The organism is Cobetia amphilecti, assembly GCF_020217465.1.
GTDB classification, from domain to species: Bacteria; Pseudomonadota; Gammaproteobacteria; order Pseudomonadales; family Halomonadaceae; genus Cobetia; species Cobetia amphilecti.
Window position 1 is genome coordinate 2,097,972 of sequence record NZ_CP084115.1, and the last position, 23,992, is coordinate 2,121,963.

A 23,992-nucleotide genomic window follows, 5' to 3' on the forward strand; every position below is an offset into this window, starting at 1 on the left:
ACAGGCATTCACGGCAGCGTCAGGCAAGACGTCAGAGCGCTAATGCTACGAGCGACAGTGTTACGAGCAACAATGTTACGCGCCCGCAGATCGCTTCGCCAATGACGGTGCTAGCCCCTGTGCCAGCACGTTGTAACTTTTGTCTAACATGCTTGTAGGACATATTTACCGTGTCAGAGGCCACAGGGTCAACCTGAAGGCCGATACGCGGGTAACCGTGCCCAGCGACACGGGACTCCCGAGGCCGCGCGAGTCCTGATACCATGTGGCCAATTCATCAAGGAGATTCCCGTGACCGATCAGACCCATCAGCCTGCGACAGGCCAGTTTGACTTCGACCTGTTCGTCATTGGTGCCGGCTCCGGCGGCGTTCGCGCTGCCCGGACCGCCGCCGCGACCGGCGCCCGCGTTGCCGTGGCAGAAGACCGCTACCTCGGCGGTACCTGTGTCAATGTCGGTTGCGTGCCCAAGAAGCTCTACTCCTACGCTGCCCACTATCATGACTCCTTCAAGGACAGCGCCGGCTTCGGTTGGGATCTGGGCGACGCCCCGCGCTTTGACTGGGCGACCCTGCGTGATCGCAAGACCGCCGAGATCTCTCGTCTGAACGGCATCTATCGCAATCTACTCAACAATTCCGGCGCCACGCTGATCGAAGGCCGTGCCAGCATCGCCGATGCCAACACCGTCGTCGTCAATGGCGAGCGCCACACCGCGGCCAAGATTCTGGTCGCCACCGGTGGCTGGCCGTTCCTGCCGGACTTCCCGGGTCGTGAACATGCGCTGGATTCCAACCGCATCTTCGATCTGGAAAGCTTCCCGAAGCGCTTCTTCGTCATCGGTGGCGGCTATATCGCCGTCGAGTTCGCCAGCATCTTCAATGGTCTGGGTGCCGAGACGCATCTGAGCTATCGCGGCGACCTGTTCCTGCGCGGCTTCGACAACGAAGTGCGTGAGTTCACGCGTGACGAGATGGCCAAGAAGGGCGTCAACCTGCACTTCAACACCACGGTCGAGTCCATCGACAAGCAGGGCGACGTCTACAGCGTGCGCCTGAGCGATGGCCAGGTGCTGGAAGTGGATTGCATCCTCGCCGCCACCGGTCGCAAGCCGAACATCGAAGGCCTGGGGCTGGAGAATGTCGATGTGGCGCTGAATGTCGATGGCACCGTGCGCGTCAACGAGCGCTTCGAGACCACCACCCCGTCCATCCTCGCGCTGGGCGACATCATCGGCGGTCCGGAACTGACGCCGGTGGCGCTTGAAGAAGCCATGCACCTGGTGCGTGCGCACTTCGGCGATGGCGTCGTGGGTGGTCTGGACTACGACAGCATCGCGACAGCGGTCTTCTGTCATCCGAACATCGGTACCGTCGGCCTCAGCGAGGAAGCGGCGCGCGAGAAGTTCGACAGCATCCGCGTCTACACCGCTGACTTCCGTCCGCTCAAGCACACCCTGTCCGGCAGCGATGAGCGCAGCCTGATGAAGCTGATCGTCGATGACGCCAGCGACAAGGTCGTCGGCGTGCACATGGTCGGTGATGAAGCCGGTGAGATCATGCAGGGCATCGGCATCGCCGTGCGTGCCGGCCTGACCAAGGCCGACTTCGACCTGACCGTGGGCATTCACCCGACGGCAGCGGAAGAGTTCGTCACCATGCGCAGTGTCACACGCACCTGACAAGCCAGTCGCGAAGACGGCTCGTCGAAATGACTGAGCTTCGAAAAGACTGAACGTCGAAACAGAACGTCGAAAACAGAACGCCCCACGGCCTTGCCGTGGGGCGTTTTTGCATGCGTCTTCTGCGTGCTCCCAGGCGTAAATCAACTGCGAAAGGGGAGTCATGGTTACTGAGTAACGGTGCAGGTTACACAGTCAACAGCAGCGACTATCTGAATCCGCGCTGAAAGTTGCACGCAATGAGGAAGCGGCAATTCTCGTCTGGCGGGGGACAAGTCGCTGTCTGCGCAGTTCACTGCCAACACCTACACCTTTCGTAGCATAAAGCATGACAAGCTGGTACTCGCGCACTTCAGCTATGCTAGTCTCAGTGCAGCGTTATGCACCTCAAATTACTGAAATATCAGCCATGTGGCAGTGGATAAGCCTGAAAATCGGCCTGTTTCACACGCGATACAAGCAAGGGTCTGGCCGGTATCGAGGTGCACGACGGCAAGACCAATAACAAGCCAGCAAAGGGAGTTTCAACATGACCATGATCAAGAAGTCGCTGACAGCGGCGGTCGCGACCGCAGGTCTTGGCCTGATGGGGATCTCCGGAGGCGCCAGCGCCGCCGAGCAGACCTTCGTAACCATCGGCACCGGCGGTGTAACAGGCGTTTACTATCCGGCTGGTGGTGCAATCTGCCGCTTGGTCAACCGTGGCAAGGCCGAACACGGCATTCGCTGCAGCGTCGAGTCCACGGGCGGCTCCGGCTACAACCTGAACAGCATCCGTACCGGCGAGCTGGACATGGGCGTTGCCCAGTCTGACGCGCATTACAATGCCTATGAAGGCAAGGGCGATTTCGAAGACTTCGGCCCGAACAAGGACCTGCGTTCACTGTTCTCCCTGCACCCGGAACCGTTCACCGTCGTCGCCCGCAAGGACAGCGGCGTGACCGAGTTCGACCAGCTGGAAGGCAAGCGCATGAACATCGGCAACCCGGGTTCCGGTCAGCGCTCGACCATCGACACTCTGCTGTCCTCGCAGGACAAGGACACCAGCGTGTATTCCGTGGCCTCCGAGCTCAAGGCCTCCGAGATGTCTTCCGCACTGTGTGACAACAAGATCGACGGTTACGTCTACGTCGTGGGTCACCCGTCCGGTTCCATCAAGGAAGCGACCACCACCTGTGACGCCAACATCGTCAATGTCACCGGCGATGCCGTCACCAAGCTGGTCGAAGAGAAGCCTTACTTCTCCGTCGCGACCATCCCGGGTGGCATGTACCGCGGCAACGATGACGACGTGACCACCTTCGGTGTCCGCGCAACCATCGTCTCCAGTGCCGAAGTCGAAGACCGCGTCGCCTACGAAGTGGTCAAGGCCGTGTTCGACAACTTCGATCAGTTCCAGCGCCTGCACCCGGCGTTCCAGGTGCTGAAGAAGGAAGAGATGGTCAATGCTTCCCTGACGGCGCCGCTGCACGATGGCGCCAAGCAGTACTACAAGGAAGCTGGCCTGCTGAGCGAGTGATATGCCCTGCGCGCCTCGCCTGCGAGGCGCCGTGCATGAACGCTCATCCTGCGCTCAGGGATCCGAGCACAGGGAATTCCCGGAGACCGCACTCGTTGCGGTCTCCGTGCTTGTGGAAAGTCTGCATTCCCGGGCGGCCACTTAAGTCGAGCAGGAAAAGGCCGCGCAGGAAAGGGCCAACCAGGAAAACGCCAAGCAGGGAAAGCGCAGCAGAGACACCCGCCGTCATTGCGCAATCAAGACTTGCCTGCGAGTGGCGAGTGGCGTGACGGCAGCCGCAGCATGGACAAGCGTGACCATACAAGGTCTCACGCTCGTCACGAGCCTAGCTCGCTGCCCGTTCAGGACATCGTTCAGGAAATTTACGCCCTGATCGGGTGAATCAATGGAAACATCTGTCAGGCCGGACATACTGAAGACGTAACCAGCTTGATAAGCATGTGGTTGAGCAGGACCTTCTGGTCGAGCAAGAAGGTGACCTGTCAGCCATCGCCTGACTCGCGTACCGGATCACAAAAAATGACCAAAACCCAAACTGCAGCAACGTCTCAGGCGCCAGACGCCGAGACGCATCATGATGCTGAAGTCCTCGAGATGCTGGAGTCGGAAACCGGCGGCCGTCATCCCGTGGGCTTCGTGGGCCGCCACTTCATGTGGCTGATTCCACTGGCATGGTCGTTGTTTCAGCTTTACCACGCCTCGCCGCTGTCACTGCTCAATTCCGACACCGCGCGCGCCGTGCATCTCTGTTTTGCCATCTCGCTGGCCTTCGTGGCGTACCCGGCCTACAAGGGTGCTCCCGCCAATCGCATTCCCCTCTATGACTGGGCCCTGGCGATCTTCGCCGTGGCGGGTGTCGCCTATGTGCTGATCTTCAGTGATGAACTGGCACGTCGCGCAGGCGCCTATACCACCGTGGACCTGGTGTTCTCGGGAATCGGCCTGGTCTTACTGCTGGAAGCCACGCGGCGCGCACTCGGGCCGCCCCTTGCGGTCGTCGCCAGCGTCTTTCTGCTCTACAGCCTGTTCGGCGCCTACATGCCCGATGTCATCGCGCATGCCGGGGCCAGCCTCAACAAGCTGCTCGGCCACCAGTGGCTGACCACGGAAGGGGTATTCGGGGTCGCGCTCGGCGTTTCCACCGACTTCGTGTTCCTGTTCGTGCTGTTCGGTGCCTTGCTGGAACGTGCTGGCGCCGGCAACTATTTCATCCGCATGGCCTTCTCCATGCTCGGCCACATGCGGGGCGGACCGGCCAAGGCCGCCGTCGTCGCCTCTGGCCTGTCCGGCATCATCTCCGGCTCCTCCATCGCCAACGTCGTCACCACCGGCACCTTCACCATCCCGCTGATGAAGAAGGTCGGCTTCCCGGCCACCAAGGCGGGCGCCGTGGAAGTGGCCGCGTCCACCAATGGTCAGCTGACGCCGCCGATCATGGGCGCCGCGGCCTTCCTGATGGTCGAATACGTCGGCATTCCTTACCTTGACGTCATCAAGCATGCCTTGCTGCCGGCATTGATCTCCTACATCGCCCTGATCTACATCGTGCACCTGGAAGCGTGCAAGGCCGGCATGGAAGGCCTCAAGCGCACCCAGAAGACCAGCATGATCGCGACTCTGCTGACCTTCCTGACCGTCTTCATCGGCATGGGAATACTCACGCTGGTCGTCTACTACGGCATCGGCTGGATCAAGACCCTGGCGGGGGATGGCGCGGTCTGGATCGTGTTGCCGCTGCTGCTGGCCTCCTATGTGGCACTGATCGCCTATTCGGCACGCTTCCCGGAACTTGGGGAAGGCGACATCGATGAACTGCCGCCGGTCGGCCCGACCGTCAAGGTCGGTCTCTACTTCCTGTTGCCGGTCGTGGTACTGGTGTGGTGCCTGACGGTCGAGCGCATGTCACCGGGGCTGTCGGCCTTCTGGGCCGTGCTGTTCATGATCTTCATCACCGTGACCCAGCGTCCGCTGGTGGCCATCTTCCGCAAGGAAGGCAATGTCGGCGGCGCCGCACAACGCGGTGGCGAAGACCTCTTCCACGGTCTGGTGATCGGCGCCAAGAACATGATCGGCATCGGCGTGGCCACCGCGGCGGCAGGTATCGTCGTGGGCACCGTGACCCTGACCGGGCTGGGCCTCAAGATGACCGCCTTCGTCGAGTTCATCTCGGCCGGCAACCTGATGCTGATCCTGCTCTTCACCGCCGTGATCAGCCTGATTCTGGGCATGGGCCTGCCGACGACCGCCAACTACATCGTCGTCTCGACGCTGATGGCGCCGGTCATCGTCAATCTGGGCGCGGAAAACGGCTTGATCGTGCCGCTGATCGCCGTCCACCTGTTCGTGTTCTACTTCGGGATATTGGCCGATGACACGCCACCGGTGGGGCTTGCCGCCTTCGCGGCGGCCGCGATCGCCAAGGCAGACCCGATCAAGACCGGTATCCAGGGCTTCACCTACGATATCCGCACCGCGATCCTGCCGTTCATGTTCATCTTCAATACCAACCTGTTGCTGATGAACATCGACAGCTACTGGCACCTGGCGATCACGGTGGCCTCGGCCGTCGCGGCGATGCTGGTCTTCGCGGCAGCGACGCAAGGCTACTGGCTGACGCGCACGCGCTGGTACGAGACCATCGGCCTGCTGCTGATCACCTTCACGCTGTTCCGTCCGGGCTACTGGTGGGACATGATCTATCCACCCACCACCATGGCCGCACCGCAGCAGATCGAGACGCTGATCGCCGAAGCGCCGGTGGACAGCAAGCTGCCGATTCACGTCTCGGGTATCAATCTGGACGGCGACGAGGTCTCCAAGACCGTGTTGCTGCCAGTTTCTGATGCCGAGAGTGGCGAAGCCCGTCTGACCGATGTCGGCCTGACGCTGGATATCAGCGACGAGCAGGTACTGGTCAGCATGATCGAGTACGGCAGCGTGGCGCAGCAGGCCGGCATCGATTTCGACTACACCATCGATGGCATCCAGCAGACGGCTGAGCGTCCGCCGAAGGAAATCGCCATGCTGCCGGCACTGGCATTGCTGTGGCTGATCGGCTTCCTGCAGGTACGTCGACGTCGTCAGCAACCCGCCGTTGCCTGACGCCCAAGCGCTATCCGCTCGACAAGATAGCGTTTGAGCGCCAACCCTCACGGCCGATGCCGTGAGGGGATAAACAAAAGCCGCCCCCGAGATGCTCGGTGGGCGGCTTTTTCATGCCTGCGGCGCTGACTTATGCCTGAGGCGCTGACTTATGCCTGAGGCGCTGACTTTGCCTGCGGCGCGGCTGGCTCTCTCTGCTACAGGTTGGCGCTGCTCAGCATGATGCTGTCAGGAACAAGGCAAGAGGGCATTTCATGAGGGAGCAACAGTATGCGCCTGCCTTGCGTGACCTGTCTGCAAGGCTAGCGTGAAATCTGAACGCGTTTTTGCAACACGATCGACATATTCATCATGCTAGCTTCAAGGGGCACACTCCAACGGAAGGCATGTCGCCAATGGTAAGAGTCGAGAAGCAGTCCCGTCGTCTGTACGTCCTCGATACCAACGTGCTGATTCACGACCCCTCAGCCCTGTTCCAGTTTGACGAGCATGATGTCGTCATTCCGATGACGGTGCTGGAGGAGCTGGACAAGCACAAGAATGGCAACAAGGAGATTGCCCATACCGCCCGCCAGATCAGCCGTACGCTGTCCGATCTCACCGCGGATGTCACACCTCAGGAAATCCTGCGTGGAATTCCGCTCCCGCCTTCCATGAATGGCGCGGGCAACCTTCACTTCCTCTCCGGCCATGTCGATCAGAGCGACGCCTGTGCCGACAATCGCATTCTTGCCGAGACTCGCAGCCTGTCTGCGCGCTGTCAGGACGCCTCGGTCATCCTGGTGACCAAGGACATCAACCTACGCATCAAGGCCGCCGCCCTGGGCATGGCGGTGGAAGACTATCTGACGGACCGCGCCTTCACCGACAGCGACGCCATGATCGAGGGCGTCAAGCTCTTTCATGAGGCCGGCCACGACGGCCAGGGCGTCTGGGACGACATGCAGGTCGATGTCACCGTCACGCGCGAGCACCATCGCACCTTCTATGAACTGTCAGGCCAGATGCCCAAGGACTGGTACCCGGGCATGCTGATCGCGGATTGCGATGGGGATGATGGCGCCAGCTTCGAGGCCATCGTGCGCGAGCTGGAGCACGACTATGCACGCCTGGAAGTGCTGCAGAACTATCGCAACGAGCGCAGCGCCTGGGGGGTGAATGCCCATGACAGTCGCCAGAACTTCGCCCTCAACCTGCTGATGGACGACAGCGTCGACATGGTGTCGATCGCGGGCAGTGCAGGCACCGGCAAGACTTACATGACGCTGGCTGCCGCGTTCGAGCAGACACTGGAGAAGAAGCGTTTCGAGCGCATCATCTTCACCCGCGCGCCGATCGCGATGGGCGAAGAGATCGGCTTTCTGCCCGGCACGGAAGAAGAGAAGATGTCGCCGTGGATGGGGGCCTTCCACGACAACATGGACAACCTGCTGCGCAAGGAGGGAGAAGGCACCAGCGCCTGGAACGAGGAGGCCACGCGCGCCTGGATCGGCAATCGCGTCCAGATCCGCTCACCGTCCTTCATGCGTGGGCGCACGCTGAGCGACACCTTCCTGATCATCGATGAAGCCCAGAACCTGACGCCCAAGCAGCTCAAGGGCCTGCTGACACGGGCGGGCGCCAACACCAAGGTGGTACTGCTGGGCAATGTGGGCCAGATAGACACTCCCTACCTGACCGCCAACACCTGCGGCCTTGCGGTGGCAGTGCAGCGCTTCAGCTCGTGGCCGCATGCCAGTCACGTGACACTCAAGTGCGTCGAGCGCTCACGCCTGGCGCTGGTCGCGGAAGAGCTTCTGTGAGGTGTTCGCCACACTTTTGACAACCTGATAGTCACTCGATGGCGTCGCCATCACGACACTGACGGCTCTGATATCACGAGCTTGGTATCACGAGCTTGGTATCACGAGATTGACATCACGAGAATGAGAACTCGACAGCGCTGACAAAAAACGCCGCCCATCAGGGCGGCGTTTTCGTGTGCATTACGTCATGTCAGTCACGGAGTTCACGCCGCAAGGGCGTGGCGATCACCCGACAAGGCTTTCAGCATACGAAGGGCGGCAAGGGCGCAAAGGCCAGGCGTTCCTTGAGCAGCTTGTTCTCGTGCGTCAGCTGCCCGAGCTGGGCTTCCAGGCGTGAGTATTCCGCCGAGGAGTGCTCCAGCTGCGCACGCATGTCCTTGAGCTCCGTCTCGCGCTGCTGGCGAGCCGAGGTCTCCTCAAAGCGGCGGCGCTCTTCTTCCTGCAGCTGCTTGCGTTGCTCGGCTGCCTGGGCATCGAGACGCTCGACGCGTTTCTCGAGCTGCTCCTGACGACGTCGATGCTGCTTGTCGAGCTCGCTCTTCTCCAGGCGTGCATCATCCAGCATCTTCATCAGGCGCGTTTCACTGGCTTCATGACGCGCCTCTTCCTGCGCGAGGCGCTCCTTCCACTCGCTTTCCTGCGTCTGAATCGCCTGCTGATGACGCTCATGGTCCACTTCGCGCGTGCGCTCCATGGCCGCGATATCTTCCTGGGCCAGGGTCAGACGCTTTTCGAGCTTGTCCTGCAGCTGTTGCCAATGTTCCTGCTCATTGGTCAACGTCGCCAAGGCCTGCACGCGCTCTTCAAGGCGCGCCTGCACCTGGGCCAATTGCTCGGACAGGGCGCTGAGACGCTGTTCGGCATCTTCCGCGCGGCGCTGTGCCTGCGCTTCGGCCTCACGCGCCTCGACGGTCTGCTTGTCCGCTTCCTGGCGATAGTGCACCAGGCTTTCATTGGCCAGTGACTGCGCCTCCTTCCAGACCGTGGCCAGGGTCTCGGTGAGACTGTCAGGCATGGCCTGGCTCAGCGGCTCATCGCGTTTCTCGGCGCGCCGCTGGCGCCAGTCACGCAGGTGATCGCTGATGGTGGTGAAGCTGCCGGTGCCCAGCACTTCACGAATCTTCTGCACGCTCGGGGCCTCGCCCCGCGCCATCAGTGACTCGATGGCTCGTTGTACATCCTCGTACTGGACGCCAGTGCGCGCCATGGGAATCTCCGTCCGTAGTCCGTCATTGATACGTAGTCTGTCAGTGATACGTCGTCAGTCGTTGCTGCTTGACCGCCATTACGCCACGAAGCACGGCCAACTACCACTCTCCAGCACGCACTCTCATACACGCAAAGGCAGCGGATGGGCCACGCCATCTGGCGAGAGCGTCAGCGTGGATGCCGCTCGCCTTCTTCTGCCGTCAGCTTGTCATCAGCATGGCGCCTATCTTAGCGATGTTTACTGACAAGATAAAGATAATTACATATTACGTAATACGTAATTTACGATACGGGCAGGTCAACAAATTCATGATTACGCGACTTATCTTGAATTATCATGGTCGTAACGTCACAATCAGCCCCAAGGACAGGCCAAGCTAGGACAGGCCAAGCTAGGACAGAACAGGGAAGGGCAGACAAGAGAAGGACAGGGGCGCCACAGAGCGGCGCACGCCTGATATGACGCCCCAGACGGGCCATATACAGCCAAGATGCTGCAACGGGAGTTGATCGGTGGAAGAAAGCACGCATGACGGCATCACGGCGCTGGTCGGACATCTGGAGGGCGAGCTATCCAGAGCGCATCAGCATGCCCAGCTGACGGCCGCTGACGAACGCTCACTGATTCGCGCCCGCACGGATGTCGAAGCCGTGGCCGCCTGGCTCAACGAATATCGCCACAGCGCTCAGACGCTGCGCGCCTACCGCAAGGAGGCGGAGCGCCTGCTGCTATGGCTCAAGGCCGAGGGAGAGCAGGGCAGAGAATCTGCCCTGGCCAGTCTGGATCGCGAACGCCTCGAGCACTTCGAGGCGTTTCTGGCCGACCCTCAGCCTGCAGAGGTCTGGATCGGCAGCGTGCGCGCCCGCAAGCATCCGCAGTGGCGACCCTTTCGCGGCCCGCTGGCCCCCGCCAGCCGCCGTCAGAGCCTGGTGATCCTGCAGGGCATGTATGCCTGGCTGATCGAGGCCGGCTACCTGTCACGCAATCCGTTCCGCCTAATGCGCGACAAGCGGCGCATGGACAACCGCACGCTGCGCATCGAACGCTATCTCGAGCGCCCGCTATGGGACTGGCTGTGGGGGCGTATCGAAGCGCATTGCGAGGAGCTGACACCGCTCGGTGCTTCACCTGAGGATGAGGTGTCCCGCGAGCGCTTCGTGGCCGAGCGCCAGCGCTTTCTGTTCGCGTTCGCCTATCTGATGGCGCCACGCATCGCGGAGATGGCCGCCGCGAGGATGGGCGATATCGTCAAACGGGAAGGCCAGTGGTGGTGGCGCGTGATAGGCAAGGGGGCCAAGCTGGCCGAGATTCCGCTGCCGCCGCCGATGCTCGAGGCGCTGGTTCGCTGGCGACGCCTGCGCGGGCTCAGTGATCTGCCGCAGGTGCTGCCCGCCGACGAGTCGCTGCCGCTGCTGGCGCGCCTGGATGGCACGACACCGCTCGGCGACAACCAGCTCTACCGCTTGATCAAGCAGACATTCACACAGGCTGCCGCTGACATGCGCCAGCGAATCCAGAGTCCTGGCGACGCCAGCGAGCTGATGGCACGCACCCTCGATCAGGCAAGCCCTCACTGGCTGCGCCACACCGCGATCACCCATCAGGCACAGGCCGGGGTAGAGCTGCGCTTTCTGTCGCGCTCCGCCAGACACTCGCGACTGGATACGACATCGCGCTACCTGCACGCCGAGGACAGCGAGTGGCAGCAGCAGATGGCCAGACATTCGCTGGCGACGCCAGGCCATCCGCCTGAGGCGCCAGAACACGACTCATGAGCGCTGCCACACGCGCTCATGCCCGAAGGCGCCGTGCGTCCGGCGAGGTCAGGCGTTATCATGGCGACAGCGTATCTTCAGACACTTTGCAGTGACATCATCGGGAGTCAGCATGAGCGACGCGCAACAAGCGCAGGCGGAACTGGTCGAGGAATTCAGCTTCTTCGACAACTGGATGGACCGCTATCAGTACATCATCGACATGGGCAAGGCGCTGCCGGAATACCCGGAAGCGCTGAAAGGCCCTGAGACCAAGATCGACGGCTGCCAGTCCAACGTCTGGATTCATCCTGAAGTGCGTGGCGAAGGCAGCGAGCAGCGCCTGCATTTCCAGGCGACCTCGGACGCCGCCATCGTGGCAGGCTTGATCGCCGTGGTGCTGCGCATCTACAACGACCGGACGCCGCAGGAAATCGTCGCCACCCAGCCGACCTTCCTCAACGAGCTCGGCCTCGACAAGCACCTGTCGCCGACGCGCTCCAACGGCCTGCATGCGATGCTCAAGCGTATCTACGGCGTCGCCGAGCTGCACGCCAACGCCTGAGGCCTGGCGCTTTAGCTCTGATGCTTCAGGCCTGACGCTTTAGCTCTGGCGCTTAAGGTCTGGGCCGACACGAGTAACGCAAGACGCCCGCCATTCCAGTCTCGAGATTTCGAGCGGAATGGCGGGCGTCTTTTTTGGGTTTTTCTCAAGAATTTCTCAGGGCTTTCTCAGGTCGTTCGGCAGGGCGTCTGCACACCCTCAGCGATGCTCGCGCACCTCCAGCACATGCGTCATGGCCTGATGCTGACCATCCCAGACATAGCGCAGGTGTGGCCCCTGAATGGGGATGCTGACCGCCGGCGGACGCAGGATGGCAGCGCACTCGGCGCTTGCATCCACCTGAGCGTGGCGCACGCTGGGGTAGAGCAGGCCAAAGCTGCCAGCCTCTCGCAACCTGGCGGCAAAGGCCTGGCCGGCAGGGTAGCTGGCCATGTCTGGCTGACAGAGGGCGTCATGGCCCTCTCGGATATCATGCAGTGGCTGCGTCACGCGATTGACGTAACTGCGCATGGTCATTTCCTGACTGGGCTGCGCGGTATCGGCCAGAAAGCGTGCCATGTGGAAGCGAGTCTCGCTGATCGCGGTATCCAGCGTACTGGCGCAGTAATAGACCCCGAAACTGCCATCGGTGAAGCGCGAGGCACGCCCAATGTGCGTGAAGGCTGCCATCACCGGCGTGGAACCCGGCCCGCTGATGCGGTCTTGCGGCGCGACACGGCTCAGCTCGCCGGCTTCTTCGCGCAGACGGTCATTGGTCAGCGCCTCGATGGCAAACGCCATCTCCAGCTCATCAGGCTCGAGAATATCCTCGAATACCGAAATGGGCGGGAAGGCGCTGGAGATCACGCGCCAGGCGTTCTGCCAGTCCGGCAGCGTCAGCGCGGGAAGGGCGGAGTCATCGACATGCTTGCCTTCGCTCGTCCATTCGCTCATCCACGCACTCCGTCGAGATAACGGCGGGTGTCGGCCAGCGAGACCACCTGACCGGCCAGCATGTAGTCCAGCGCACTCTGGCCATTGAAGGGCGCCGCACGATTGGGGCGACGTACCCATTCATGGGCCATCTCGGGCGTATTGCTGAACAGGATGCGCAGGGCCTTGTGAATCCCCATCACGTAGGAGATACGCTCCAGGGTGTCGTTGGGCAGGCGCACTTCCGGCAGCTTGCGATACTTGTGATAGGTGGTGGTACCGATGCCCCCCAGCAGCACGCGCTGATCCGCCGCGCTGCACTGCCACTTCTCCATGATGTTGAAGAAGGACTTGAGGGCAACGCGGCCCGCACTGGGGCTGGTCGGGGACACACGATCGAGGGCGGCTGCGGTGGACATGACATTCTCCTGCTGACTGACGATGGCGTCACAGCTGACGCCATACACATGTGAATAATAACACAGAAATACTTCACATGCGTACAGCCAGCCGCAAGACTCCGCCGCTCGCAGGGCACTCGACCCAGTCACTCACAAGGCGTATGCCCTCAAGGCCTGGGCGCGTCGTCCTGATCATGCGCATCACAGCAGCTGGCAGACGAGGCGTGACCCTTGCGCGGTGGCACAGGGTCCACGCCACCCGGCCCGCCCAGCGGGTGGCAGCGCGACAGACGCCTGGCCGTGAGCCAGCACCCCTTGAGGGGCCCATGCACCTTGATGGCCTCCAGTCCGTAACTGGAGCAGGAAGGATAGAAGCGACAGCGCGGCCCCAGCAGCGGGCTGAGCACCAGCTGATAGCCGCGCAGCAAGCCGGTCAGCAGGCGCGTCATGACCGACGTCACGCCGCGCCTGAGGGAGTGGCGACGTTCAGGCGTTGCCATACAGGGTGTTCGGGTCAATGATCGGTGCATCGGTAATCTCGGCACCTTCAGCATCCAGGCGCCAGTAGAAGCAGCTCTTGCGCCCGGTATGGCAGGCAGGACCTGTCTGATCGACCTTGACCAGCAGGGTATCGCCATCACAGTCCAGATGTGTACTGACCAGCTTCTGCTGTTGGCCCGAGCTCTCGCCCTTGCGCCACAGCTTGCTGCGCGAGCGTGAGAAGTAGCACACGCGACCGGTGGAGAGCGTCTCGCGCAGGGCTTCAGCGTTCATCCACGCCATCATCAATACCTCACCGCTGTCATGCTGTTGCGCGATGGCGGGAATCAGGCCGTCGCCATTCCAGGGCAAGGCGGCGATCAGTGTCTCCAGCGCGACCTTCTCGCCGATATCGGCATTCTCCAGCGATTTGAGCAGTTCATCCTGTGCCATCGAGGGTGTTTCCTTGCAGAGTCCATATCGAAGCCCCTCAAGCGTCATGTCACGCTGGCAGGGGCTCACGCAGTATCAGTATCACAAGCCGCGAATCAGCGACGCAGCCCGCCACGGGCGCTGCGCCAGATGAGCGACAGCAGGTAGGCGACACCGGCCACCAGCACGATCGTCGCGCCGGCGGGCAGGTCGAACTGCCATGAGAGCGCCAGCCCACCGGTGGTGAAGGCCATGGCCGCCAGACTCGCGATCACGATCATCATGCCCAGTGAGCGGGCATGATGGCCAGCAAGCGCGGCAGGCAAGGACAGCAAGGCCAGCACCATGATCAAGCCCACCGCCTGCAACAGCAGCACGACGGTGATCGCCACCATCACTAGCAGCAGCAGGTAGAGCGTCTTGACCGGCACGCCCCGCAGACGCGCGAACTCTTCATCGAAGATCACCGCGGTCAGCGGGCGATGCACCAGCAGCAACACCAGCGCCAGACCTCCCACCATCCAGGCCAGGGTGCCGATGGCATCCGCGGGCACCAGCAGCAGGTTGCCGAACAGGTAGCTCATCAGGTCGACCTTGTAACCCGGGGTCTGACTGATGAACAGGATGCCGGTGGCCATGCCGATGGCCCACAGCGCACCGATGACGGTGTCTTCCTGATCAAAGCCCTTGAGACTGATGTAACCGATCAGCAGGGCGGCGAGAATGGCGCTGATGAAGGCGCCGACCAGCGGGCTTGCGCCCATGAAGTAGGCGATCCCCATGCCGGCAAGCACGGTATGGGCGATACCCCCGGCCAGATAGCCGATGCGGCGTACCACGACATAGGGGCCGACCAGACCGGCCGCAAGACTGGCCAGCAGGCCGGCGAAGAGGGCGTTCTGGAGAAAATCCTGGCTGCCCAGGGCGGTGATGAAATTCATGTAATGTAAGCCTAGAGCGCAGAGCGGGCGACGTGAAGGAAGTGAAACAGGCCAGACGGACAGTCACCGGCCGCGACATCAGTGATGGTGATGGATCATCTGGACGTTTTCACCATAGAGTCGCTCGATCGATTCAGCGGTGAGCGTCTCGGTGTCATGGACGATCATCTTGCGGTTGAGGCAGGCGACCCGATCGACGTAATCGCTGATGAAACCGAGATCGTGACTGATCACCACCACGCTCATGCGATTGGCCAGACGATTGAACAGCTCGAACAGGGAGCGCTCGCCATCGCTGTCGACACTCGCGGTGGGCTCATCCAGCAGCAATAGCTGAGGCTCGGCCGCCAGGGCGCGGGCGATCAGCACACGCTGCAGCTGACCGCCGGAGAGGGCATCGATATGCCGACGGCGCAGATGACTGATACCGACTTCTTCCAGCACCGCACCGATCGCCTCACGGTCCGCGCGTGGCCAGGGACCCCACTGACGACGACGCCCCTGGCGCCCCATCAGCACGACATCTTCCACGCGGATGGGGAAGCGCTTCACGAAGTTGGCAAACTGCGGCACATAGCCGATATGGCGCGCGGCGGCCTTGGGCGTGCGCCCCAGCACCCGGACACAGCCAGCCGCCGGCTTGTGAAGACCGAGTATCAGCTTGAGCAGCGTGCTCTTGCCGCCACCGTTGGGCCCGATCAGTCCCACTATCTCGCGCGCGCCGACCTGAAAGTCGACATCGTCGAGAATGACCTGCTCGCCATACCGGAAGGTCACGCCGCGAATATCAATGGCATCCGGTGCATCTGCCGGCACCGGGCGAAAGACCGGTCCGACACTGCGCCCGGTGGCTGACGCCTCCGGATGGCTGTCCGTGCGCGGGCGCGCGACGGAGATGGGGCTGACCATGACGTAAGGTACCTCGTTGCAACGCAGACGGGCGCATGAGCGCCCGTCTGACTTTTCGATGGGGCAGGGCATTGTGCAAGATCAGACGATATGCGCAATACCCGGCCGGCAATTACTGGCTGTCAGTCAACTCGAAACCCGCTTTCAGCGCTTCGGTGGCGTGCTTCAGGTTGTCGAGATAGTCCTCTGCCAGCGGGTCCAGCACGGCCACTTCGGCCTCCAGCGAGCTGGCGATCCGCTTGGCCGCCGTCTGGGAGAACTGCCCCGAGACGAAGATGGTGCCGATGTTCTCATCCTTGGCACGCGTGATCAGCGTGGCCATCTCGCGCGGCGTGGGCTCACGACCACTGACTTCAATGGCATGCTGCTCGAGCGAGTAGCGGTCCGCGAAGTAGCCGAAGCTGGGATGGAAGATCAGGAAGTTGCGGCCCTTGTAGGGGGCCAGCGTCTGAGCGATCTGCGCATCCAGCTCGCTCAGAGTCTTGAGCAGACGCTGCTCATTGGCATCGATCTCGCTGGCATGCTGTGGCAGGCGTGCCTCGAGCACCTCGGCGGCACGCTCGACGACGGTCTGCATGCGCTGCGGGTCCAGCCAGAGGTGGGGGTCGGCTTCGCCGAGGTCCTCATCCTCGTCATGCTGGGCACCATGCTCCTGATGATCAGCGTGCTCATCGTGGTGCTCGGCGTGACCTTCATGCTCGTCATGATGTTCTTCATGACCTTCGTGAACGTCGTGATGCTCGCCGTGGCCACCGTTATCAGCATGATCATCGTGCTCATCATCGTGATGCGCGTCATGCTCATGCTCATGCTCATGCTCATGCGCTTCATCATGACTGTGGTCATGCGCCTCGCCACTACCGAAGTGGCGTGTGTTGAGACCCTCTTCCAGGTGCACGACCTGCATCTCGGCGTTGTTCTTCTCCAGGCGCGGCAACCACACCTGCTCGAATGGCACACCGATGGCGAGATAGAGCGGGACTGTCGACAGCTCGGCCACCTGGCGCGGGGTCGGGTCATAGGCGTGCGGGTTGTCGCCCGGCTTGGCCAGCGTGGTGATCTCGACATGCTCACCGGCCAGCTGATCGACCATCCACGCAATGGGCGGCACGCTGACGGCCACATGCAGAGGGGCGCTGTCCTGGGCGTGGGCGGCAGGCGTCGCGAACGCGGCAAGCGCGCCCAGCACACTCAGCGGCAGGGCACGCGCGGCCCGCGGACCCAGCGTGCGCTGGACCCGGGACAGCAGCTTTTCACACAACACTTGGCGAGACGCCAGGGGAGAGCCCGCATGCATACTCATGACACCACTTCCTTTGCTAGTGATCACGGCATGATGCAGGCAGGGCGTGCCGAGAACCGGCACGCCAGGACCGCCATCAGCCGCGGTTGAACGAGAGTCGCTGGCCGTTGGCCACCGAATTGACGGTCTTGCCGTCATAGGCTTTCACACCGTTGACGAAGGTCGCATCGATACGTGCCTTGAAGGTCACGCCATCGAAGGGGCTCCAGCCACACTTGTAGAGCACATTGTCACGCGTGACGCTGGTCTCGCCATTGAGGTCGACCAGCACGAGGTCAGCGAAGGCCCCTTCACGGATGTAGCCGCGATCGACGATGGAGAAGCGATCCGCCACGTTGTGGCTGGTCTTCTGCACCAGGGTCGCCAAGTCATAGATGCCGTCCTGTACCTGATCGAGCAGTGACAGCAGGGCATGCTGCACCAGCGGCAGGCCGGAAGGCGCCTTGAAGTACGGGTTCTGCTTCTCTTCCCAGGTATGCGGTGCGTGATCGGTGGCGATGATGTCGATACGGCCATCCATCACGGCAGCGCGCAGGGCGGCGCGGTCTTCGGCGGTCTTCACTGCCGGGTTGCACTTGATCAGGCTGCCACGGATGTCGTAATCGGCGTCGCTGAACCACAGGTGGTGCGCGCAGACTTCGGCGGTGATCTGCTTGCCCTTCATCGGGCCGGCCTTGAACAGCGCCATTTCCTCGGCGGTGGTCAGGTGCAGGACATGCAGCTGGGTACCGTTGCGAGTCGCCAGGTCGATCGCCAGACGCGAGCTCTTGATGCAGGCTTCGCGCGAGCGGATCAGACCGTGTTCGGAGAAGGGCACGTCTTCCCCGAAACGCTCACGCCAGCGAGCCTCGTTCTCGAGAATCATCGGCGTATCTTCGCAATGCGTGACGATGGGCGTCGGTGCATGCTTGAAGATGCCTTCGAGAATCTCCGGATCATCGACCAGCATGTTGCCGGTAGAGGCGCCCATGAAGATCTTGATGCCGCAGGTCTGGTTCGGATCCAGCGTCTTGATCGCTTCCAGGTTGTCGTTGCTGGCACCCAGATAGAAGGCGTGGTTGGCATGGGCACGGCCGGCCGCCACGGCAAACTTGGCTTCCAGTGCATCGCTGTCCAGGGTCGCCGGCTTGACGTTGGGCATATCGAAGAAAGTGGTGATCCCCCCGGCCACGGCAGCAGCTGACTCGGTGGCGATGTTGCCCTTGGCGGTCAGGCCCGGCTCACGGAAGTGCACCTGATCATCGATCATGCCCGGCAGCAGGTGGCGGCCAGCGGCATCAATCACTTCACGTGCATCGAGGTGAGACAGGTCGCTGCCGATGGCGTGTATACGCCCGTCCTTGATGCCCACATCCAGAGTGGAAATGGTGCCTTCGTTGACGACTTGCGCCTGTGAGATGCGGATGTCCAGCATGTGACGTCCTCCGTGGGAAGCAAATGTTATATCGTATCAAAAGCGCTCGCAAGCGCCGTTCACTGAGCGTTTTCTGCCATGGCAGCTGCTTGAGAGGTGCAATCCTGGCAACGCCCCTCGAGCTCGATGGTCTGGCGTTCGATCGAGAAACCATGGCGATCGGCGCTGGCGACTAGCCGAGTGCCGAGATCGTCATCATGCATTTCCTCGACACGACCGCAGCCGCGGCAGATCAACAGCTGAAATCCGTGCTGATGTTCCGGGCAGTGGCAGGCAAGGTAGGCATTGAGTGATTCGATGCGATGAACGAGGCCCTGTTCGAGCAGGAAGTCCAGCGCACGATAGATCGTGGGAGGGCGGGCAGCGCCATGTTCCTTGGCGAGCTGATCCAGCAGGTCATACGCCTTGAGTGCGCCATGACTGGTCGCGATCATTTCCAGTACACGTCGCCGGATCGGCGTAAATCGCACACCGCGCGCCAGGCATTGACGCTCGGCCTGGTCGATCAGCGAAAGTGGCTCTGGCATGAAGAATCCTGAGTGTCGTGAATCCCGGATGTCAAAAGGCGTCGAGCGCGATGAGGGCAAGGGCGTCAGCGCGCAGCCTGAATGACCAGATGCTTATTCTAGGGCAATTGGACCACGACGGGCCACCGGCAAAGGCATCGAGGCTGCGTGAGTCACTCAAAGGCAACGCACGGCGCGGGAGCCGACATGAAGTCGTGGACAACAAAATAATATGATATAACATAACAATAATGACTTTCTGGTCGCGATGATAGACCACCGACCATCCCTGACAGGAGTATTACATGGCCCAGTTCGAGGCGCTGCACCCGCCCCTTCACACACGGCCCGTGCCACCCCCGGCGGCCAGTTCGTCACCTTCTACTCTCGCGTCGGCGCAAAGGCCTGTGGCTCATTGGCATATCGGGCACGAGGCACGTGACCTGGGGGCGATCTTCGAACCCCATATCAGCCTGGCCGTGATGCAGCGCCGCATCGATGCGGCATTGAAAATGGCGGTGAAGGCCCAGTCCTCGGGTGCCTACCCGCTGCGCATGCGCTGGCGCGGCCCTATCAGTGAGCTGCGTGAGGCGCTGGAGCGCTACCTTCCCGCACCGGATGCCGGGGCTGCACTGATAGAGGATATCCGTGTGCTGGGTGAGGCCATGGGCGAGCTCTTCCAGGTCAAGGATATCGGCATGCGACTGGAGATGACCCAGAGCGCCATGTGCCCGCGCTTTCATGTCGACCGCATCCCCGTCAGATTGGTGACGACCTACGATGGCCCGGGCACCCAGTGGCTGCCGGAACATGCCGCCGACAGAATGGCACTGGGCCATGGCCAACCAGGACATCAGGACATCTGCCTAGCCCCCGGCGAGATACATGAGCTGCGCCCGGGCAGCCTGGCGTTGCTCAAGGGAGAGTGCTGGCCGGGCAACGAAGGGCGAGGGCTGATCCATCGCTCGCCTGTGGTGCCCAATGGTAGCCGCCTGATGTTGAGCGTGGACCCCGGCTAAGCTGAGGCTCGGTGAGCCAGCAAACAGAAACACCCCGCCTTGGCGGGGTGTTTCTGTCTTTCCAGACGCTGGAACGCTCGATCAGCCACACCATCGGCCAGCAGACGAGTCGATCGGCAACCTGGTGGAACCGGGATCAATCGGCGATGGGCGCCATGCCGACATTGGCGACATCTTCCTTGCTACGCGAGAAATGCTTGCGCGCAAAGGCGACACGCTCGGCGACCGGCACACCGTCGGGCTGACGCTCGATCAGCTCGAGCCGCTTGCGCAGGCCCTCGCCATTGGCCATCTGGATGGCCAGCCCCGGACGGGCGTTGAGCTCCAGAAGCATCGGGCCATGGCGACGATCCAGCACCATGTCGGTGCCCAGATATCCAAGTCCCGTCATCTCGTAACAGCCGGCAGCCAGCTCGAGCAGGGTGTCCCACTGCGGTACCTTGAGCGAGAAGATATCGTGCCCGGTATCGGGGTGCGCGAACTGCGGGCGATCGTACTGCACACCGCGTACCGCCCAGCCACTGCCGATATCCAGCCCGACACCGACCGCGCCCTGGTGAAGATTGGCCTTGCCATCCGAGGCTGCCGTCGACAGGCGCATCATCGCCATCACGGGATAGCCCTTGAAGACGATGACACGAATGTCCGGCACACCCTCATAGGTGAACTCGGCGAAGGCCTGATCAAAGGAAATCAAGCCTTCGACCAGTGCCACATCCGGTGAGCCACCCAGCGAATAGAGCCCTGACAGGATATTGGAGACGTGACGCTCCATGTCGGCACGCGTTATGCGCGCGCCGCTGGGCTTCACATACTCTTCGCCATCATGGTGCTCGATAACGAGGATCCCCTTGCCGCCTGAGCCCTTGGCCGGCTTGATCACGAAACCTGCGTGATCGCGCACCATGTCGACGACGCGCTCGACCTCGAACTGGCTGGCGACCTTGCCGATCATCTCCGGCGAGGCCAGGCCGTACTTCTGACACAGCAACTTGGTCTGCAGCTTGTCATCGACCAGCGGATAGAGGCGGCGGTCGTTGTATTTCGAGATATACCCGATGTTGCGGCGATTCATGCCGACAACCCCCCGGGCGCGCAAGGCGCCCGGCGTGGTCCAGTTGCGCGACCAGCGATTCAGCCATGACGAGAGCATCTCAATCCTCCGTCAGCGGCTTGAAGCGGCGCAATTCCAGCAGACGATAGCCGGTGTAGTTGCCGAGCAGCAGGATGAAGGCCATCAGCACCAGTTGCAGACCGAGGAAGTTGAAGGTCAGGTGACGCACCCACGGATTGTTCATCGCCAGATAGGCCAGTACGGCGGTCAGAAGGCTGCCACCACCTTGCTTGAGCACTTCCTTGGGGCCTTCCTCTTCCCACAGGATCGACATGCGCTCGACGGTCCACGACAGGATGATCATCGGGAAGAAGGTGATGGTCAGGCCGGCGTTCAGGCCGAAGCGATAGGCGAGCACCGAGAAGATGGAGATGATCGCGATTACCGTGATGATCACCACCGAGACCCTCGCCACCAGCAGCAGATTGAGCCGCGACAGGTAGCTGCGGATCACCAGGCCCGTCGCGACGATCAGCAGGAAGCCGATCAAGCCGGTCACCAGGCTTGTCTGGATGAAGGCGAGGGCGATCAATACCGGCATGAAGGTACCAGAGGTCTTGAGGCCGACCAGTACACGCAGCAGCACCACGACCAGCGCGCCGATCGGGATCAGCAGGATGGTCTTGAACAGCGCCTGTTCTTCCAGTGGCAAGGAGTGGATCGAGAAGTTGAGCAGCTCGTCATTGGCCAGCTTGTTGCGCACCGCGACGGCCGCCGGCTCGTTGTGACGGATCATCGAGAAGCTGACACGGGAATTCACGCCACCTTCGACTTCCAGCATCGGCGCGCCACGACCTTCCCACAGCAGCAGGTTGTCCGGCTCACCTTGCTTGCCGGTTTCCGGGTTGATCAGCACCCAGTCGGTGTTGATGTCCTCAGCAGCGGCATCGACCTCCACCGCCTCGTTGCCTTGCGGCGTTTCGGCGAAGACCTGCAACCAGGACGAGACCGTCTGGCGACGACGACCGTCTTCCAGGCTCAGGCCGCTGACCAGACGCGCACTGACACCGGCCTCATTGAGCAGGCGCAGCATGAGCTCGGGACGCTCGAACTGGGTCAGCAGCAGGCGCGCATTCTCGCCCTGACGCTGATTGTCGAACTGCTTGATCAACTCGCGAGCGAAGGTGAAGGAATCGGCACTGCGCTCCCGGGCCTGATCGATGACCTGGGCTGCGGCGGTATCATAAGGACGCTCCCAGGAGACTTCCTGGGGGGCAGGCAGACGCTTGATGGCCGCAGGCGTCGCATTATCGGACTCCAGCATGGTCACGGTGTAATACAGCAGCTGCGAGCCTGCCGCTTCACGGATCGACCATTCGGCACGACGGCCCGGCAGGTCATCCAGATAGGACAGCCCGAAGCCCGAGGACGCCGTGTTCTCGGTCAGGACGCTGTAGCCCTTCTGATTTTCCGGCAGCGCCAGCGACGCCTTGACCGGGCCGCCAGTGGCCGTGAAGGCCACCTGGGCTTCGATATCCCACACTTTCTGCTGTGCACCGGGCACCCAGGGCACATCGAACGAAATATGGCGATAGGCGGTCAGGCCTACACCGATCAGCATCAACAGGCCGACCAGAAGATAGAAAGCAAAACGCGACATGGGAGTCCTTGAAATGTCTGGAGCAGTCATGATGGCTCGGTGGCGCACCGAGCCATGTCAGGCAACGAAGCCGGGCAGAGGAGACAAGAGGGCGCTTGCCACTCAGTCGCGGTTGCCTTCGTTCGGGTCCTCGTCCTTGGCCGCTTCGTTACTGGGTGCACTGCCCGGGTATTCCGGACGTGCATTGATGAAGGTACGGCTGACGTCCACCGCGGCGATGTCCATCATGAAGCGACGGCCCAGCAATACCGGATAGGTGAGATCACGACGATCATTGAGGGTGAACTCGACCTTCTGCTTGATGTCACCCAGTGTCATAAGCAGGCTGACGACGGGACGCTCTTCGCGACCGGAGGCCTGGATGATGGTCACCGTGCGGCTGACCTGGGCCTCGACCCACTTGTCCCGATCACCTGACACGAAATACTTGCCGTCATCCCGCAGTGCGAGCTTGAACTTGACCCATTTGGCGCCGTCGCGCTCGAATTCGGTGATATCACGCGCCGACAGCGACGAGGTGTTGGCCCCGGTGTCGATACGCGCCTTGAAATAGCTGCTGATGGTGGGGAAGCCGACCCACTCGACACGCCCAAGCAAGGTCTTGTCGAGGATGGGGTTGTCGGTCACGGCCTTGCAGGCTTCCACGGCCTGCGGCTGTGGGGGCTGTTCCATCTCGGCATGGATCTGGCGCAGCTGACTGCCGACTTCTCGCACATCACGACGCAGAGAGCGGCTCAGTGCCTGCTGGTCGGCAAGTTGCTGCTGTTGGACGTTGCATTGTCCTGCCAGCTGTTCCTGCAGGGCATCGATACGCTGTGAAAAGGCATCTGGCGTCAATACCGGTTTCTGCGGCTGCGGTTGTGCCGGGACGCAGCCGGCCATGACAACGACACTGGTCAAGGTAACAGGCAATAGCAGCTTGCGGATCAGCATAGGGGAGAAGGTTCCTGTTCAGCCTTGCTACCGCTCTACAACCTGTGTGAACGGCAGACATAATTCTTGTCCATCGTCAGTCAGCACACTGACCCGACGATGCCTGGGTATTCCCTTGTATAGCTTGGGCGTTCTAGCACCGAAGCGTTACTGGGAGCGATCATACGTAGCCCGAATGGTGACTGTCCATGTTTCAGCACCTGACGCCGAGCCATTTCCTGCGATTCACCAACGTAGCGATCACTTTCTGTCGCCAGTCGAGGACAGACCACACAAGGGCCCACCATTCGTGGGTCAGGGCCGCTGTCAGCCGGCCGGAAATATAACGCCAGCTTGGCTTGCGTCGCCTTCAGGTGACGAAAACCTTAATGGAATCCAATCTGCAGACAGGAC

20 protein-coding genes are annotated in these 23,992 nt (G+C 61.7%); 7 read left to right on the forward strand and 13 right to left on the reverse strand.

The features are described 5' to 3' along the window. The first annotated feature begins 291 nt into the window (after positions 1 to 291). The 4 genes from gorA to LCW13_RS08975 all read left to right on the forward strand — a co-directional run bounded on the left by gorA (position 292) and on the right by LCW13_RS08975 (position 8,103). On the forward strand, positions 292 to 1,680 hold the full coding sequence (gene gorA, locus LCW13_RS08960) for a glutathione-disulfide reductase (RefSeq protein ID WP_043334248.1): 1,389 nt from the start codon (positions 292 to 294) through the stop codon (positions 1,678 to 1,680). A gap of 535 nt (positions 1,681 to 2,215) precedes the next feature. Next, entirely contained in the window at positions 2,216 to 3,199 is a 984-nt protein-coding gene (locus tag LCW13_RS08965) for a TAXI family TRAP transporter solute-binding subunit (protein ID WP_215824541.1), read from the forward strand. Positions 3,200 to 3,718: 519 nt separating this feature from the next. Continuing rightward, positions 3,719 to 6,301 carry a TRAP transporter permease gene (locus LCW13_RS08970; protein WP_225346674.1) on the forward strand — a complete coding sequence of 861 codons (2,583 nt, stop codon included), beginning with the start codon at positions 3,719 to 3,721 and terminating at the stop codon, positions 6,299 to 6,301. Between the two features lie 395 nt (positions 6,302 to 6,696). Further along, positions 6,697 to 8,103: a PhoH family protein gene (locus LCW13_RS08975; RefSeq protein ID WP_043334244.1), complete on the forward strand. Its 1,407-nt coding sequence runs from the start codon at positions 6,697 to 6,699 to the stop codon at positions 8,101 to 8,103. A 244-nt stretch (positions 8,104 to 8,347) separates the two neighbouring features. Here the strand turns inward: LCW13_RS08975 and LCW13_RS08980 are convergent, their stop codons facing one another. Further along, positions 8,348 to 9,313: a DNA-binding protein gene (locus tag LCW13_RS08980; protein ID WP_225346675.1), complete on the reverse strand. Its 966-nt coding sequence runs from the start codon at positions 9,311 to 9,313 to the stop codon at positions 8,348 to 8,350. Positions 9,314 to 9,828: 515 nt separating this feature from the next. Here LCW13_RS08980 and LCW13_RS08985 point away from each other — a divergent pair. Both LCW13_RS08985 and LCW13_RS08990 read left to right on the forward strand, forming a co-directional pair. After that, on the forward strand, positions 9,829 to 11,091 hold the full coding sequence (locus LCW13_RS08985) for a tyrosine-type recombinase/integrase (protein ID WP_225346676.1): 1,263 nt from the start codon (positions 9,829 to 9,831) through the stop codon (positions 11,089 to 11,091). Positions 11,092 to 11,203: 112 nt separating this feature from the next. Beyond that, a complete protein-coding gene (locus LCW13_RS08990; RefSeq protein ID WP_054556665.1) occupies positions 11,204 to 11,635 on the forward strand; it encodes a SufE family protein in 432 nt (143 codons plus the stop codon). Positions 11,636 to 11,833: 198 nt separating this feature from the next. On the opposite strand, the gene LCW13_RS08995 is transcribed toward LCW13_RS08990, so the two are convergent. The 9 genes from LCW13_RS08995 to LCW13_RS09035 all read right to left on the reverse strand — a co-directional run bounded on the left by LCW13_RS08995 (position 11,834) and on the right by LCW13_RS09035 (position 18,954). Then, positions 11,834 to 12,568, reverse strand: coding sequence for an RES family NAD+ phosphorylase (locus LCW13_RS08995; protein ID WP_225346677.1), 735 nt, complete (start codon positions 12,566 to 12,568; stop codon positions 11,834 to 11,836). After that, positions 12,565 to 12,966: an MbcA/ParS/Xre antitoxin family protein gene (locus LCW13_RS09000; protein WP_052384668.1), complete on the reverse strand. Its 402-nt coding sequence runs from the start codon at positions 12,964 to 12,966 to the stop codon at positions 12,565 to 12,567. The genes LCW13_RS08995 and LCW13_RS09000 overlap by 4 nt, the downstream gene beginning before the upstream one ends. A gap of 149 nt (positions 12,967 to 13,115) precedes the next feature. Then, positions 13,116 to 13,397, reverse strand: a complete 282-nt coding sequence (gene yidD, locus LCW13_RS09005; RefSeq protein ID WP_206752250.1) for a membrane protein insertion efficiency factor YidD — start codon at positions 13,395 to 13,397, stop codon at positions 13,116 to 13,118. Between the two features lie 37 nt (positions 13,398 to 13,434). After that, on the reverse strand, positions 13,435 to 13,881 hold the full coding sequence (hisI, locus tag LCW13_RS09010; protein WP_225346678.1) for a phosphoribosyl-AMP cyclohydrolase: 447 nt from the start codon (positions 13,879 to 13,881) through the stop codon (positions 13,435 to 13,437). Positions 13,882 to 13,976: 95 nt separating this feature from the next. After that, on the reverse strand, positions 13,977 to 14,801 hold the full coding sequence (locus LCW13_RS09015; protein ID WP_043334239.1) for a metal ABC transporter permease: 825 nt from the start codon (positions 14,799 to 14,801) through the stop codon (positions 13,977 to 13,979). A gap of 78 nt (positions 14,802 to 14,879) precedes the next feature. Then, entirely contained in the window at positions 14,880 to 15,710 is an 831-nt protein-coding gene (locus LCW13_RS09020; protein ID WP_082388762.1) for a metal ABC transporter ATP-binding protein, read from the reverse strand. Between the two features lie 112 nt (positions 15,711 to 15,822). Continuing rightward, the gene (locus LCW13_RS09025; protein WP_225346679.1) at positions 15,823 to 17,013 is read right to left on the reverse strand and encodes a metal ABC transporter solute-binding protein, Zn/Mn family; all 1,191 of its coding nucleotides are present in this window, start codon (positions 17,011 to 17,013) and stop codon (positions 15,823 to 15,825) included. Between the two features lie 76 nt (positions 17,014 to 17,089). Next, positions 17,090 to 18,427, reverse strand: coding sequence for a dihydroorotase (locus tag LCW13_RS09030; RefSeq protein WP_225346680.1), 1,338 nt, complete (start codon positions 18,425 to 18,427; stop codon positions 17,090 to 17,092). Positions 18,428 to 18,486: 59 nt separating this feature from the next. After that, complete coding sequence (locus LCW13_RS09035) at positions 18,487 to 18,954, reverse strand: Fur family transcriptional regulator (protein ID WP_043334236.1); 468 nt, start codon at positions 18,952 to 18,954, stop codon at positions 18,487 to 18,489. A gap of 386 nt (positions 18,955 to 19,340) precedes the next feature. On the opposite strand from LCW13_RS09035, the gene LCW13_RS09040 reads away from it, so the two are divergent. Next, entirely contained in the window at positions 19,341 to 19,952 is a 612-nt protein-coding gene (locus LCW13_RS09040; protein ID WP_225346681.1) for a DUF1826 domain-containing protein, read from the forward strand. Between the two features lie 136 nt (positions 19,953 to 20,088). On the opposite strand, the gene LCW13_RS09045 is transcribed toward LCW13_RS09040, so the two are convergent. The 3 genes from LCW13_RS09045 to LCW13_RS09055 form a co-directional block, all read right to left on the reverse strand. Beyond that, positions 20,089 to 21,105 carry an alpha-L-glutamate ligase-like protein gene (locus LCW13_RS09045; RefSeq protein WP_043334235.1) on the reverse strand — a complete coding sequence of 339 codons (1,017 nt, stop codon included), beginning with the start codon at positions 21,103 to 21,105 and terminating at the stop codon, positions 20,089 to 20,091. Position 21,106: 1 nt separating this feature from the next. Further along, complete coding sequence (locus LCW13_RS09050) at positions 21,107 to 22,666, reverse strand: inactive transglutaminase family protein (protein ID WP_225346682.1); 1,560 nt, start codon at positions 22,664 to 22,666, stop codon at positions 21,107 to 21,109. 102 nt (positions 22,667 to 22,768) lie between these two features. Next, positions 22,769 to 23,599, reverse strand: coding sequence for an ATP-dependent zinc protease family protein (locus tag LCW13_RS09055; protein ID WP_225346683.1), 831 nt, complete (start codon positions 23,597 to 23,599; stop codon positions 22,769 to 22,771). Between the last annotated feature and the right edge of the window lie 393 nt (positions 23,600 to 23,992).

Excerpts from the sequence above, each read along its gene's own strand:
- LCW13_RS08965 (WP_215824541.1), top strand. The coding sequence starts at position 2,216 with ATGATCAAGAAGTCGCTGACAGCGGCGGTCGCGACCGCAGGTCTTGGC.
- LCW13_RS09055 (WP_225346683.1), bottom strand. The coding sequence starts at position 23,599 with ATGCTGATCCGCAAGCTGCTATTGCCTGTTACCTTGACCAGTGTCGTT.
- LCW13_RS09050 (WP_225346682.1), bottom strand. The coding sequence starts at position 22,666 with ATGTCGCGTTTTGCTTTCTATCTTCTGGTCGGCCTGTTGATGCTGATC.
- LCW13_RS08995 (WP_225346677.1), bottom strand. The coding sequence starts at position 12,568 with ATGAGCGAATGGACGAGCGAAGGCAAGCATGTCGATGACTCCGCCCTT.
- LCW13_RS09015 (WP_043334239.1), bottom strand. The coding sequence starts at position 14,801 with ATGAATTTCATCACCGCCCTGGGCAGCCAGGATTTTCTCCAGAACGCC.
- LCW13_RS08990 (WP_054556665.1), top strand. The coding sequence starts at position 11,204 with ATGAGCGACGCGCAACAAGCGCAGGCGGAACTGGTCGAGGAATTCAGC.
- LCW13_RS09020 (WP_082388762.1), bottom strand. The coding sequence starts at position 15,710 with ATGGTCAGCCCCATCTCCGTCGCGCGCCCGCGCACGGACAGCCATCCG.
- LCW13_RS09030 (WP_225346680.1), bottom strand. The coding sequence starts at position 18,427 with ATGCTGGACATCCGCATCTCACAGGCGCAAGTCGTCAACGAAGGCACC.
- hisI (WP_225346678.1), bottom strand. The coding sequence starts at position 13,881 with ATGGCACAGGATGAACTGCTCAAATCGCTGGAGAATGCCGATATCGGC.
- LCW13_RS08975 (WP_043334244.1), top strand. The coding sequence starts at position 6,697 with ATGGTAAGAGTCGAGAAGCAGTCCCGTCGTCTGTACGTCCTCGATACC.
- LCW13_RS09035 (WP_043334236.1), bottom strand. The coding sequence starts at position 18,954 with ATGCCAGAGCCACTTTCGCTGATCGACCAGGCCGAGCGTCAATGCCTG.
- LCW13_RS09025 (WP_225346679.1), bottom strand. The coding sequence starts at position 17,013 with ATGAGTATGCATGCGGGCTCTCCCCTGGCGTCTCGCCAAGTGTTGTGT.
- LCW13_RS08980 (WP_225346675.1), bottom strand. The coding sequence starts at position 9,313 with ATGGCGCGCACTGGCGTCCAGTACGAGGATGTACAACGAGCCATCGAG.
- LCW13_RS09045 (WP_043334235.1), bottom strand. The coding sequence starts at position 21,105 with ATGCTCTCGTCATGGCTGAATCGCTGGTCGCGCAACTGGACCACGCCG.
- LCW13_RS08970 (WP_225346674.1), top strand. The coding sequence starts at position 3,719 with ATGACCAAAACCCAAACTGCAGCAACGTCTCAGGCGCCAGACGCCGAG.
- LCW13_RS09000 (WP_052384668.1), bottom strand. The coding sequence starts at position 12,966 with ATGTCCACCGCAGCCGCCCTCGATCGTGTGTCCCCGACCAGCCCCAGT.
- yidD (WP_206752250.1), bottom strand. The coding sequence starts at position 13,397 with ATGACGCGCCTGCTGACCGGCTTGCTGCGCGGCTATCAGCTGGTGCTC.